This is a genomic window from Moritella sp. Urea-trap-13, from assembly GCF_002836355.1.
GTDB lineage: Bacteria > Pseudomonadota > Gammaproteobacteria > Enterobacterales > Moritellaceae > Moritella.
The window spans coordinates 82,389-95,200 of the sequence record NZ_PJCA01000039.1 but is presented as its reverse complement, the minus strand read 5'-3'; the positions used below and the strand labels follow the sequence as shown (position 1 = coordinate 95,200).

Sequence of the window (12,812 nt, the reverse complement as noted above, 5' to 3'; positions counted from 1 at the left end):
GGTCTGCTTTCTAATTCTCAATGGTGGATTGATTATTCGGCGTTCACAGTTAACAGTTGTAACCCTGTTTGACGGTAGTGTTTATAACGCTCTCGAGCTTGTTGCTTTAAACCGTCTTGATGCGGTACAAAATCGATAATCTGATTAAAGTTGACTGCAAATTGCGGTGTAAGATCATGCAGGTTGATTAATACCTGATAGCGATGGCGAGGTGGTTGAAAACCGATTTCAACGGGCGCGCCATTACGTGGACCTTCACCTTGTAAATTATGTGGTACAAAACTGTTCGCATCTAATTGCCAAAGGTATTCGTCAACCTGATTGGCTGCCGATTCATCGTTGGTGTGGATATAGACGCGTTGTCCTTGCTGATAAAACTCACCAGCCAGTTTACAGGCAAGTTCATGATGTTGTGACATAGTAGTCTCAGCGTCATTTTTTGGTTCTTGCATGATATAAAAAGTGACTTTTTTCATCGGTAGTTTTACGCCAAATTACGAACAGTTAAAGTTTAAAACATAACTGCGTATAATAACACAAAGCGGGGGCCGGAAAAAACAGTTGTTGCGGTAATATCTGGATATACAGCAGGGTTATTCTTTCTCAGAAACTAAAAAAGGCCGCAACAGCGACCTTTTACATATTCATAACGCGATCTTTTTACATACTCATAACGTGAATGTAATTATGATTCGTCAGCTTGTTGTACTTCACTACGCTCTGTACGGTTAAGCAAGAACTGCGTCAACATAGGCACTGGACGACCTGTTGAACCTTTGTTTTTACCACTTACCCAAGCAGTACCGGCGATATCTAAATGCGCCCAGTTATACTTCTTAGTAAAGCGTGATAAGAAACATGCTGCAGTGATCGTACCGCCACCAGGGCCTCCAATATTTGCTAAATCAGCAAATGGACTTTCAATTTGTTCTTGGAAGTCGTCAGTGATTGGTAGACGCCATGCTTTATCTGCTGCTTGATCTGATGCATTCAATAATTCATGTGCTAGTGGGTTATGCGTCGATAATAAACCTGTGATGTGATGACCAAGCGCAACAACACAAGCACCGGTTAAGGTTGCTACGTCAATTACAAGTTCTGGATCAAAACGTTCAACATAGGTTAATACGTCACATAATACTAAACGGCCTTCAGCATCGGTATTTAATACTTCAACTGTTTGACCTGACATTGTGGTGAGAATGTCACCTGGACGGTAAGCATTACTGCCTGGCATGTTTTCACAGCCCGCTAGAATACCGATAACATTAAGTGGTAAGTCTAGTTTAGCCAATGATTTCATTGCACCAAGTACGCCTGCTGCACCACCCATGTCATATTTCATTTCGTCCATGCCTGCGCCTGGTTTCAATGAAATACCACCTGAATCGAACGTCAGACCTTTACCAATTAAGACAATCGGTTTTGCATCTTTATCTGGATTACCTTGGTAATGAATAATAGACATCTTAGCTTCATTTGCTGAACCTTGAGATACAGCAAGGTAAGATTCCATTTTTAATTCTTTCATTTCAGGCTCACCTAAAATCTGTACAGTAACTTTGTCACTTTCATCAGATAGTTGGCGCGCTTGATTTGCAAGGTAAACAGGATTACAGATATTTGGCGGCATGTTTGCGACGTCTTTACATAGACGCATACCACTGGCTACTGCTAAACCATGAGCAATGGCTTTTTCACTTGTTGGTAAGTCGCGACGCGAAGTTACGTTGAACACCATTTTACGTAGTGGACGACGGGTTTCTTCTTTGTTGCTTTTTAGCTGATCGAAACGGTAGCGACTTTCGCGTGCGGTTTCAACGGCAAAGCGGATCTTCCAATAGGTATCGCGACCTTTAACATTAAGTTCAGGTAGGAAACAAACAGCTTCCATAGAACCGGTTTCGTTCAAGGTGTCCATTGTCTTTTTGATGATTTGCTTATACTGACGCTCATCTAATTCGCGTTCTTTACCACAGCCAACTAATAATACACGTTCGCTTAGTACATTGGGTACATGGTGAAGTAGTAATACTTGGCCTGGTTTACCTTCGATATCTCCGCGACGAAGTAGGGAACTTAAATAGCCGTCACTGATCTTATCAAGTTGTTCTGCTGCAGGCGATAAACGACGTGGTTCAAACACTCCGACAACAACACAAGCACTGCGTTGCTTCTCAGGGCTACCACTTTTTACATTGAACTCCATGGACTCTCCGGTTTCCTAAAGACAAAATCAAATATTTATAACATAATAGGGGGTTATACGTATTTAGTTAATCAAAAACTAAACATTTTCAGATAAAATGGGTGTGCAGTTAACTATTTATACTGCCTTTGTAGCTGAGTCTACCTAATTATGAGCTGCATTTCATACAAAACATTAGTCTAATATAGGTTTTAAGTGATAATTTTCCGATATTTATTTGCTGAAACAGTGAAATCACAGATCGCTGTGTTATTCATCTTATCACTTATCTTTGTGAGCCAGCAGTTTGTTGCGCTGCTCTCGAAGGTAATGACAGGTGCTTTACCCGCTAATTTAGTGATGGAGATGCTGCTGTATACCATGCCAGCGTTGGGCACATTAATTTTACCGGTGAGCTTGTTCATTGGTATTTTGTTTGCGCATGGGCGATTGTATGCTGAAAGTGAGATGGTGATTTTAACGGCTTGCGGTTATACCCCAAGTCGAATTCTGATGTCATCGTTGTTATTATCTACAGTGACCATAGGGCTGGTGGCTTTTAACGCGTTTGTCTACGCACCTACCGCAGAAGAAGGTCGGGTACAATTATTAGAAAATGTCGATGCCGACGCAGGTTTAGCGACCCTAAAACAAGGCCGTTTTGAGTCGCTTGATGGTGGTCGAGCTGTGGTCTACGTCGAATCTTATGACAGTGATAAAGTACTGCGTAAAATATTTATCGCTAAATCACCGTCACAAGAAGGCGAACGCCCGTCGGTAGTACTTGCCGATAAAGGTAATGTGGAATCGGGAAAACAGGGCTCACAATGGCTGAAATTGAGCCAAGGCCTGCGTTATGAAGGTGAGTTATCTCAACCCGATTTTCGTATCGTTGATTTCAGTGCTTATCGGGTATTAATTCAAGAGCAAGATGTGAGTGAGCGTGGTCGTAAAACCAAAGCGTTACCAACATCAGAGTTATGGAACTCCAATGAATTTGAACACAAGGTTGAACTGCAATGGCGTATTGCCCAAGTTGTCGCTATTCCGCTGTTGACATTATTAGTGGTACCGCTGGCGATGGTTAATCCACGTCAAGGTCGTTATGCGAAATTGTTCCCTGCGCTGTTAATGTTTTTAACCTACTTCATGTTATTGAGTGCTGCGCGTTCTGCCATTTTAGATGAGAAATTACCATTAGCATTTGGCTTCTGGATCGTCCATCTCGGGGTGCTGACCTTGGCCGTGTGGTTTAATCTGGCCAATTTCTCTTGGTATCACCATGCCGTACATAAGCTAAAACTACGTTTATCTCGAGGTAACAACAGTGCTTAAAATTTTAGATATCTATATTGGTAAGGCTATTTTATTTGCCACTATGATCTGTTTGTTTACCTTGGTTGGTTTATCTGCGGTGATCAAATACGTTGAGCAGTTACGCGCTGTTGGCCGTGGCACTTACGGTTTAGTTGAAGCACTCATTTTTGTGATGCTGAAAATGCCACGCGAAATCACCATCTTCTTTCCGATGGCGGCCTTATTAGGCGCGCTAATTGGTTTAGGGGCGCTGGCGAGTTCGTCTGAATTAGTGGTCATTCAAGCCGCTGGTCAGTCACGTTTTAAAATTGTGCTTTCAGCAATGAAAACGGCGATACCTATGATGATTATAGTGATGTTGATGGGGGAATATGTAGCCCCTTATACAGAACAAAAATCAGCTGAGCTACGTGGTGAATCTATTTCTGGTCAATCGATCATACGGGCGCAAAAAGGGGTCTGGGCAAAGGATAAAGAGAACTTTATTAATATCGGTAACGTCAATAATGGCAGTGAATTACATAATGTCACCATTTATGAATTTGCCGATAATCAGCGTTTAGTTAAAACCACACAGGCCGATAAAGCAGTGTATGCAGACAAGTACTGGCAGTTAACCGGACTTAAAATTACTGATTTCAAACGTGAAAGTATTACCGTCACTGAAAAGGCTTCACAACGCTGGGATTCGACCCTGACACCGGAAAAACTAGATGTAGTAACGATTGATCCGGAAGATTTATCAATATCAGGTTTGTATTCTTATATTACTTATTTAGACAGTAATAAGCAGGATGCAGCAAGTTATGAGTTGGCTTTTTGGCGTAAAATATTCCAGCCGTTATCGATTGGCGTGATGGTGTTGTTGGCGTTGTCTTTTGTATTTGGACCGCTGCGAACGGTTACCATGGGCGCACGTATCTTGATGGGGGTTGTTGCTGGTTTTACTTTCTACCTTGCCAGTGAAACCTTCGGGCCGATTAGTTTAGTGTATTCGCTACCGCCGTTTCTTGGGGCGGTGGTCCCCAGTGCGCTCTTTACCTTGATTGCGATAGTGCAGTTAAGGAAACATGGCTAGGTGATGGCTTTGCTGATAGTTTAGTTGATAGTTTAGTTGATAGTTTAGTTGATAGTTTAGCTATAAAGCTTAGCGATAAAAAATGGCAACCAATTGGTTGCCATTTTTGTTTCTGCTTATCGACTCTGCATGGTGTTAAGCAGAGATAAGTCGATTATTTTTTCTGTTTCAGCTTGTCGGCATAACGTAATAATGAACCGTTTTGCTCTTTGCTTAAACGTAATACATTACAGTTCGACCAGTGATCTTGAAAGGCGCGGTTCTTCATATCAAACGGTACTTGTAAGTTACCTAAGCCACACGCTGCTGTTGCCAGACGAATAAGTGCTTGGGTTAAGCTAATGGCGCTGCCATCGGCATTTTGTACACGTAAACGCCAAGCGCGCATACCAACGGTTTGACCGCCGTGAGTCCAAAACCACAGATAGAAGCCACATACAGAGCCCCATACCAGTAGTGCGAACCAAATTTGATGACCTGCATATGCCGCAGTATCAACATAACGGCCAGCAATATCGACAATACCTGATGCAATTAGTGCTTCTGCAATACCAAGTCCTACCGCACTCGCAACTGCTGCGATACCAATTACAATTAATGCATCATAGACAAGCGCACCGATACGCGGGCCAAACTTGGCAATTGATGCTGTTTCGCCTGCTTCAGTTGCAGAGGTGTGTTTTGGTTTTCTGAGTTTGTTTTTCTTCGCCATTATGAATCCAGCCATGTCTTCAGGGTTATCTCGAAAGTGGCAACAGTGTAGCAAAAAAAATGCCCTTGGTAGTGATAAATAGTCTGTGCTGGTGGACAGCGACTGACAGAGTGCAAGGGAAACAGTACTGATATCTAAGGCGTTGATTATCGATTAGGTTACTGTCTGATGCTTTTAAACTGCACTTTGCTTTAATTTTGAACAGTTGTTTTTAGTATTATCAAAAACGCCTTGCTTGGGATCGTTTGCTATGTATAATACTGAGCTATGCCCGAGTGGTGAAATCGGTAGACGCGGTGGATTCAAAATCCTCTTCCGAAAGGAGTGGCGGTTCAAGTCCGCCCTCGGGCACCATATTTAAGTAATGAAGCCTCAGTTAACGCTGGGGCTTTGTTGTTTCTAGCACAATCAAAAGCTTACCTCGTATTTCCTTAAGTCATACCCCTAAAAATACTCTTTAATAAACTCACGTTATTACCCTTAGAAATTAACTCCTGTCCATATCCGGTACTTTCGCATGCAGAATCTGTGCGCAAGGGAATCTCACAAAATCCTAATGGATCCAACACCGTCCTGTACTTTGAAGATTGTTAGTTTTGCTGGTGGTTTTAACTGGCAGTATTAGCATGGTGTTAGGTTGGGTGAGATTACTGTCCTGCTCCGGTCTTAGTCTTACATCGTGAGTCAAAACGCTTTTACTCATAGATATAATAGAGACTACATTTGATATTCTATAACATGTGCTTTATCTAAAATGATAATATAACACTTCGCTAGCCATCAATCTCTGAGTCACAAAATTATATTTGAACTCTGATGAATAGCTGAACATATTAGTAAATGTTATAAAAATAATAATATATATACCCTGTGTAATTAATAAGTAAATAAATCATTTATGCGGGAGTTGAAAGCTAAAGGAAACTTCATAAAATGAAAAAATTAATACTGGCTGCATCAATATTGTCTATGACCGGTTGCGCAACAATGGTGCCATTGTTGCCACATGTTGAATTGGCCCCTAAAAAAGTTAATTCAAGTGCTAACCCGGAGGAGTTGTATAATGCAGCGCAGCAGTGTGTATTAGATAATGTTACAGCCCCGCTTACTGGCCAATTGTTTACATTCCAAAGCGAAAAAAATAATTCAATAGCTTTTGTTTATTCTGACCGTCAAAATTTTGAATCATACGGTGCAGTGTACAATTTTCCATTTAGAGCAACGGTAAGGTTTGACGGCAAGACTGGAATATTTAAACCTCAAAGTGTTACTAACAAATGGGGTGATAGAAATGCAAATGCTAATTCTGGAAATAATGGCATTGATAACTATTACACTAATGCTACAGTAAAAGTTAATAACATGGTTCAGCGTTTAGCTGATTGTGTTCCTACGTACCTATAAATCCCAATAAGTAGTAGAATAGGAATACTTAATTAGAGCGGTGTTATTACCTAGTAGTTAACGTATCTAACTCATCTTTAAAAACATATTAATACCTTGTATCCCTAACCAGACGAGGTATTAATATGACCAGCAACACAGCAACACAGCAACACAGCAACACAGCAACACAGCATCCAACACCCCCAATCCCATCACCACTAAAAAATTAAAATTCACCAATACCAATCTAAAATTCAGACCATCCAACCCCGCAAATTCATCATCAACAGAACTCGAAGTATCTGACACCGATATCAATCAAGTTGATTATCCAACGGTTGATTTGACTTTAGTTTTCCACTCTAACCAAGTTGATGAAGCTATTAAGATTCTGTGAATTCAACACATAAGTAATTGCTAATATGAGATTTATATCGTATTTATTGTGTATTGGTTTATGTACTATTGGTGTAATTATTCTAAATAATAAGTAATCCCGATGAAAACACTTTCTAAATTAGCTTTAGTGGTTAGTTCTGCCATTCTTTTTGGTTGTAATGATATAAACTATACGGATACTCCAGTGCAACCAGTCGAAGTTAAAATTGCAGCTTATAACCTGTCATTTGACCGTCTTACATTCGAAGAACTTGTTGCTGAAATGCAAGTTTTACCTGCAAAACAAAAAGAACTTGTTACGGCTTATCTAGACGGCTCAATTGAGGCTGCTGATAAAGAAATCGCAGAGAAGATTATCCAAATTCGTAATGTTGCAGCTGTTATCCAGAAAAATCGCCCAAATATTCTTATGATGGCAGAGTTCAACAATGACGGAACTGGTGAAGATAAGACTGCACTTATCGGTTTTCAAGACAACTACTTATCTGTAGCACAGAGCATTGATGGTGCAGGTGGAGGAGCAAACCTAGAACCTATAGTATTCTCTTATTTTGAGTCTTATTCAACAAATACGGGTCTAGCTAGTGGTCTTGATCTAGATAATGACGGTACGATTGGAGGCTTAGGTGATGATTGGGGGTTTGGTCAGTATCATGGTAAATATGCGTTTGCGCTGATGTCGCAATACGAAATTGATACCAAAAATACACGTGCTTTCCAGAAATTTAAATGGAAAGATCTTGAAAATGAACAAATCCCAACTATTACTGTTTGTGACGGTTCACAACCAATTCCTGTTGGTATGAGTTGTGGCGATGAATGGTATTCAGCGGAAGAATGGGAGCAAGTTCGTATTTCTTCTAAGAACCATGTAGATGCACCAATCATTATTCCAACAGCGAATGGTGAAGAGGTTATTCACCTTCTAATGTCTCATCCAACACCTCCAGTGTTCGATACAGGTAAAAATAAAGCGCAAAATGCAGCAGAAATTAAGTTTTGGAATCAATATATTCAAGGTAAAGAGTTCTTTTATGATGATTCTGGTCTTACTGGTGGGTTAGCTGACGGTGCTAAGTTTGTCATTATGGGTGATCAAAACCTAGATCCAGTTGCTGGTGATGGTGAAATGGCGGTAATGCAAACACTTCATGATAATGACTTGGTTAACCAAAGCGTGATGAATGGTGAGTTATATCCTACTAGCTTTGGTGCATCAGAATATGCAGTAGATAAATCAAGCGATCACCCAAAACCAAATCGAATTTCTTCAACATTTGGATTAGGTGTTGATTACGCTATACCTTCTGCAAACTTGGATGTTATTGATACTGGTGTCTATTGGTCTGCATCTTACGAGGAAGGTCGTAAGTTATTCGATGATGCTCGTATTGGGTTATATGGTAATGGCAAAGACGTTTCTTCAGATCACCGCATGACTTGGATTAAAGTTAATCTAAAATAATCCTAAAGAACATATTAATACCTTGTATCCCTAACTAGACAAGGTATTAATCATGATAGTTAATAGCACTGACATCACCACCAAGAAATTCAAATTCACCAATGCCAATCTAAAATCCCTACCATCCAACTCAGCAAATTCATCATCAACAGAACTCGAAGTATCCGATACAGAAATCATCGGTTTGAAATGCCTATCCGGTAAAACAGGTAATAAACGATTTCTATTACGTTATAAGTTTAACGGGCGTAAATGCAGTATCACTATCGGTAGATTCCCCGATATCGATATTAACCAAGCAAGAAAAGGTAGCCAGAAAGTATAAAAGCATGATCGCGGATGGGATTGACCCGAAAGCAGAACGTGACAATCAAGTTGATTATCCAACGGTTAAATCATTCTTCTACGATAGCTACTTACTACTGAGCAAACGTCGTAAGAAAACTGGGTATTGATGAGAAGCGATTCAGGAAGCTCTGCCATCCCATCCCTGTGCATATTGGTAGCCAGTTAGATCCAACGAAATCCCAAATAATGGACAAGAATATCCAACAAGATCCTAGTATTTATCACTACTGTAAAGGCGTCTCAAGGAATTCAAAATCTTATTTCGAAAGGAGTGGCGGTTCAAGTCCGCCCTCGGGCACCATATTTAAGTAATAGAGCCTCAACGAAAGTTGGGGCTTTGTTGTATCTGGCATAATGAAAAGCTTACCTCGTATTTCCTTACGCTATATCCTTTAAAATACTCTCCAATAAACTAATCTTATTACCCTTATAAATTTGCTCTTGTCCATATCCGGTACTTTCGCATGCAGAACCTGTGTGCAAGGCAGCCTCATTGGCTCCAAGTCTTTCCTGTCCTTTGGAATCGGTATGGGGAATTTGGTGAACTCATTAATGCTGAATGTCGCTGCATCATTTCTTCGTAACTGATTATCGCTAGAAGTACTTATTGTAGGGGGTAATTACCATTAAGAAAAATTTATCCCATTTTCTTAATTTCTACGACCTCTATATTTAAATTACGATCGTATTTTTTAATATGTTCTTCAAGAAGCTTAATGAACATCAGTAAATGTTCTCGAATTACATGTTCACTTTCTTTTAGACCGATTTTTTTTAATGAATCGAGGAGATAGGTATGATGAAGATGGTGCTCTTTGCTAAAGTTTAGCCGGAGCCGTTTGCTGATCTTTACCTCGTTTTTAAAGTGTAGATCGACCATTTTAATTAAGAATGGAAAGCCAGTGGTTAGGTCGGTTTTTTTTTCAAGCAATGAGTTGAGCAGGTTATCTATGTTCTGATGCTCACGATCAATCTCCACGATACCTATGTTGAGAATATTGTATCTAGGCTTGTTCAAATTGTCAGAAAAGACGATGCGGTGGTGTTGATCTTTTTTGGCTTGATACATTGCTGCATCAGCTGCCTTGACTTCTAAAGGTACATTTTTTGCGTCTGGTGTTAAAATGTGGATGCCAATGCTACAGTCAATTTGTAACATTAGTCCATCAATGTTTATAGGCTCTTTCATCAAGCTCTGTATCCGTTGCGCTAGACCTAGCGCGCTCTGATGAGCGGTCGTTCGATCTTGTCCTGCGTTTTCAACTAAGAGAACAAACTCGTCGCCTCCTATTCTGGCGATGACTTCTTTGCCTCGTGATGATTGGTTAAGTCTAGACCCAAATTCAAGAAGCACTTTATCGCCGATGTTATGTCCATACTCGTCATTTACAGATTTAAATCCATCTAAATCAAGATATATTAAAGCACCAAAATGTTTATCGCGCGATAGAGTGGGTAATAACCGTTTAAATTGCTCATCGAACATGCGACGGTTAAACAATCCGGTCAGTGTGTCTGTGATAACCTCTGTGGTTAATTTTTTTTGTGCTTCTTCGGTGAAACTCAACAAGAAAAAAACACCTAAAATTACCGAAAAAATAGGCCATATAATCTGAGAAGAAGCCATTGTAAGGCTAAATAGCGCTGACGAAGTTTCTAAAAGTATTGAGCGGGTGATAACTACTGCGGTCAGAGAAAAATAGGCGTATGCAACGATAATATCTGAAGGGCTTCTATCTGCTTTCTTTTTTAGGAACAGATGCCCGCTTAAACAAAAAGCAATCGGAGTGAATATACTCGCGGTATGTAATACATAGTTTATATTGTGTTCGATGGTAAAAAAAGTTTGAATTGTGATGTTGGCTAAAAATAAACAGCTAATCAGTCGCCATGGTGTTTTAACTTCACAGCGTTTAAAACTAAAAACTGTTATACCCCATACAAATACTGTTGATAATATTGTGGATGTGACTTCGATAAAAATATTTAATTCTAAAGAATATAAAAACCAGCTTATGGCGAATGCTAAAAATGAGCCGATCAAAAACGGAATAGACTGGGTCTTTCCTTCTGTGTCATTAATCCGTGTACCGGCAAAAGCTAAAATGATATTGATTAATGCAATCGTTAAATAATAAGTTTGATCAGCAGACATTAACTATAACTCCCGATAAGATCATGTGTGTTGACGAACTAAAGCATTTTATTAACAGACCTAGAGGTCCAAAGTAAAAATGTTATCAGACAAGGTCAAAGTATCAGGTCGACACTTGTCAGTATATTATTACTAATGGTATGTATTACAATCAATATGGTGTAGATTGCGATCAGTATAGTTGAGATTATTATGTATTGATTTCTAACACAATAAATAACCTTATTACTCCAATGATATCGCCAATCTCCTTTGATCTATACCCCATAAACGAGGGAGAAAAGGGGTAAATAGTTCGTTAGCCTTAATCGTGGTCTCCTAAATTTTTTACTCTGCTGATGTTATTGACGTCTCGGGCACCATATTTAAGTCATGAAGCCTCAGACTAACGTTGGGGCTTTGTTGTATCTGGCATTGGTGTTTCTTAAATTTATCTTTAAATTTATCTTTAAATTTAGAGTAAATACACTCTATTTTGGTATCGCTAAAAATTTATTTTTATTGACTATCGCATCCGATTGCTTTGCATTAATTAATTGAAATAAATCACTTTTGATAAAAACCATTTAGGTAATAGGCTGGTGTTACCTTGGTCAGCGCTTATAACTTAGAACAATACGCTGTTTTTGATGTCATATCTCGACATTCAAATATTAACATTGGTGCTATATGAAATTTTCAAAAATCGCTCTTCTTCTGTCCACCATTGGATTATTAAGCGCCTGTGGCAGTAATGATGATTCTTCTAACATTGAAACTGGTAAGTTTAACTTAGGGGTTTCAGATAATCCTGCAGATGCAGAAAAGGTTATGATTGCGTTTAAGCAAGTAGTGCTAAAAAATGATGCTGGCAGTATTTCATTTGATGTTTCCGATGACGGCGAATTAAAGCAAGTCGATTTATTAAAGTTTCAAGGCTCTGCAGTTGAAACACTGGTAAGTGGCCAAGATGTCACTGTAGGTGAATACCAAATGTGTATTTACATGGAAAACAGTGAAGTCGTAAATCCCGATAGCTCATATGTGCAAAAAATGGATGGTGCTACTGCCGGTTTAACGACCAACAGTAACGGCAGTTGTGGAGGGGTAGGCGCGGATGATGACAATACTGGCCGCTTGTTCTTTAATAAAACTTTCACTATAGCTGCGGGTAATAACAGTTTTGTAGCTGAATTTGATTTACAAAAAGGTTTGCAAGGACCAAAAGGTAATAAAAATTACTGGACCTTAAAACCCACCTCTGTGCAGCTGGTAAATACTGCAGATGTAGGTGCTATTGCTGGTAGTGTGCCTGCTGCACTCATTGCAGAATGTGAAGCAAAAGCCGCTACATTTGGTAGCTCTGAATTTAGCTCTGCGGTGTATTTATATCCAGAAGCGACCGCGTTAGACAATATGGATGATTTTCGTGATGCCGCTGGTGAGTTAACTAAGGTTGCGCCTATTGCAGCAGCTAGAGTCAACCCTGTGGTTGATGATAATGGTCAAGTCATTAGCAATGACTATGAATTTGGTTTTGTCGTTGCCAATAACTATAGCTTAGGCTATACCTGTACAACTCAACATGATGATCCCGAGTTACCGAATACCCCTGAGGATTATCCAGCTTTTTTCCTGCATGTAGCGGAACAAAATGTGATAGTTATTAACGGTGAAACGACTGAGCGTGACTTCTAAGCACTAGTTTGATGGTGTAATAAAAGAATACCGACTGCTATTTTTTAGATTTTAAATGTAATTTAAGAAGAGTGTGTCGGTATTTTT

At 39.6% G+C, this 12,812-nt stretch carries 11 protein-coding genes and 1 tRNA gene; 8 read left to right on the top strand and 4 right to left on the bottom strand.

The genetic code is table 11. The features are described 5' to 3' along the window. Window positions 1-32: 32 nt before the first annotated feature. The gene (locus CXF93_RS19340; protein ID WP_101064147.1) at window positions 33-476 is read right to left on the bottom strand and encodes a DNA polymerase III subunit chi; all 444 of its coding nucleotides are present in this window, start codon (window positions 474-476) and stop codon (window positions 33-35) included. Window positions 477-685: 209 nt separating this feature from the next. After that, complete coding sequence (gene pepA / locus CXF93_RS19335) at window positions 686-2,209, bottom strand: leucyl aminopeptidase (RefSeq protein ID WP_101064146.1); 1,524 nt, start codon at window positions 2,207-2,209, stop codon at window positions 686-688. A 195-nt stretch (window positions 2,210-2,404) separates the two neighbouring features. Between pepA and lptF the strand changes: the two genes are divergently transcribed. Further along, window positions 2,405-3,523 (top strand): LPS export ABC transporter permease LptF, encoded by a 1,119-nt coding sequence (gene lptF, locus CXF93_RS19330; protein WP_101064145.1) that lies wholly within the window; start codon window positions 2,405-2,407, stop codon window positions 3,521-3,523. Next, the gene (gene lptG, locus CXF93_RS19325) at window positions 3,516-4,583 is read left to right on the top strand and encodes an LPS export ABC transporter permease LptG (protein WP_101064144.1); all 1,068 of its coding nucleotides are present in this window, start codon (window positions 3,516-3,518) and stop codon (window positions 4,581-4,583) included. Before lptF ends, lptG begins: the two co-directional genes overlap by 8 nt. Before the next feature lie 154 nt (window positions 4,584-4,737). Here lptG and CXF93_RS19320 read toward each other — a convergent pair whose 3' ends face one another. Continuing rightward, window positions 4,738-5,295 (bottom strand): RDD family protein, encoded by a 558-nt coding sequence (locus CXF93_RS19320; protein ID WP_101064143.1) that lies wholly within the window; start codon window positions 5,293-5,295, stop codon window positions 4,738-4,740. A 269-nt stretch (window positions 5,296-5,564) separates the two neighbouring features. Between CXF93_RS19320 and CXF93_RS19315 the strand changes: the two genes are divergently transcribed. The 5 genes from CXF93_RS19315 to CXF93_RS22395 all read left to right on the top strand — a co-directional run bounded on the left by CXF93_RS19315 (window position 5,565) and on the right by CXF93_RS22395 (window position 9,000). Further along, window positions 5,565-5,649: transfer RNA gene (locus CXF93_RS19315), tRNA-Leu, on the top strand. Between the two features lie 579 nt (window positions 5,650-6,228). After that, window positions 6,229-6,699, top strand: coding sequence for a hypothetical protein (locus tag CXF93_RS19310; RefSeq protein ID WP_101064142.1), 471 nt, complete (start codon window positions 6,229-6,231; stop codon window positions 6,697-6,699). Between the two features lie 565 nt (window positions 6,700-7,264). Continuing rightward, a complete protein-coding gene (locus tag CXF93_RS19305) occupies window positions 7,265-8,545 on the top strand; it encodes an endonuclease/exonuclease/phosphatase family protein (RefSeq protein WP_369832238.1) in 1,281 nt (426 codons plus the stop codon). Window positions 8,546-8,597: 52 nt separating this feature from the next. Further along, window positions 8,598-8,870 carry an Arm DNA-binding domain-containing protein gene (locus CXF93_RS19300; RefSeq protein WP_232784268.1) on the top strand — a complete coding sequence of 91 codons (273 nt, stop codon included), beginning with the start codon at window positions 8,598-8,600 and terminating at the stop codon, window positions 8,868-8,870. 4 nt (window positions 8,871-8,874) lie between these two features. Then, a complete protein-coding gene (locus CXF93_RS22395; RefSeq protein WP_255418853.1) occupies window positions 8,875-9,000 on the top strand; it encodes a hypothetical protein in 126 nt (41 codons plus the stop codon). A 530-nt stretch (window positions 9,001-9,530) separates the two neighbouring features. Here CXF93_RS22395 and CXF93_RS19295 read toward each other — a convergent pair. Then, complete coding sequence (locus tag CXF93_RS19295; protein ID WP_101064140.1) at window positions 9,531-11,048, bottom strand: diguanylate cyclase domain-containing protein; 1,518 nt, start codon at window positions 11,046-11,048, stop codon at window positions 9,531-9,533. A 669-nt stretch (window positions 11,049-11,717) separates the two neighbouring features. Here CXF93_RS19295 and CXF93_RS19290 point away from each other — a divergent pair. Next, complete coding sequence (locus CXF93_RS19290; RefSeq protein ID WP_101064139.1) at window positions 11,718-12,725, top strand: DUF4382 domain-containing protein; 1,008 nt, start codon at window positions 11,718-11,720, stop codon at window positions 12,723-12,725. The last annotated feature ends 87 nt before the right edge of the window (window positions 12,726-12,812 follow it).

Coding starts and splice junctions, on each gene's coding strand:
- CXF93_RS19300 (WP_232784268.1), top strand. CDS start 8,598: ATGATAGTTAATAGCACTGACATCACCACCAAGAAATTCAAATTCACC.
- CXF93_RS22395 (WP_255418853.1), top strand. CDS start 8,875: ATGATCGCGGATGGGATTGACCCGAAAGCAGAACGTGACAATCAAGTT.
- CXF93_RS19310 (WP_101064142.1), top strand. CDS start 6,229: ATGAAAAAATTAATACTGGCTGCATCAATATTGTCTATGACCGGTTGC.
- pepA (WP_101064146.1), bottom strand. CDS start 2,209: ATGGAGTTCAATGTAAAAAGTGGTAGCCCTGAGAAGCAACGCAGTGCT.
- CXF93_RS19290 (WP_101064139.1), top strand. CDS start 11,718: ATGAAATTTTCAAAAATCGCTCTTCTTCTGTCCACCATTGGATTATTA.
- CXF93_RS19295 (WP_101064140.1), bottom strand. CDS start 11,048: ATGTCTGCTGATCAAACTTATTATTTAACGATTGCATTAATCAATATC.
- CXF93_RS19320 (WP_101064143.1), bottom strand. CDS start 5,295: ATGGCGAAGAAAAACAAACTCAGAAAACCAAAACACACCTCTGCAACT.
- CXF93_RS19340 (WP_101064147.1), bottom strand. CDS start 476: ATGAAAAAAGTCACTTTTTATATCATGCAAGAACCAAAAAATGACGCT.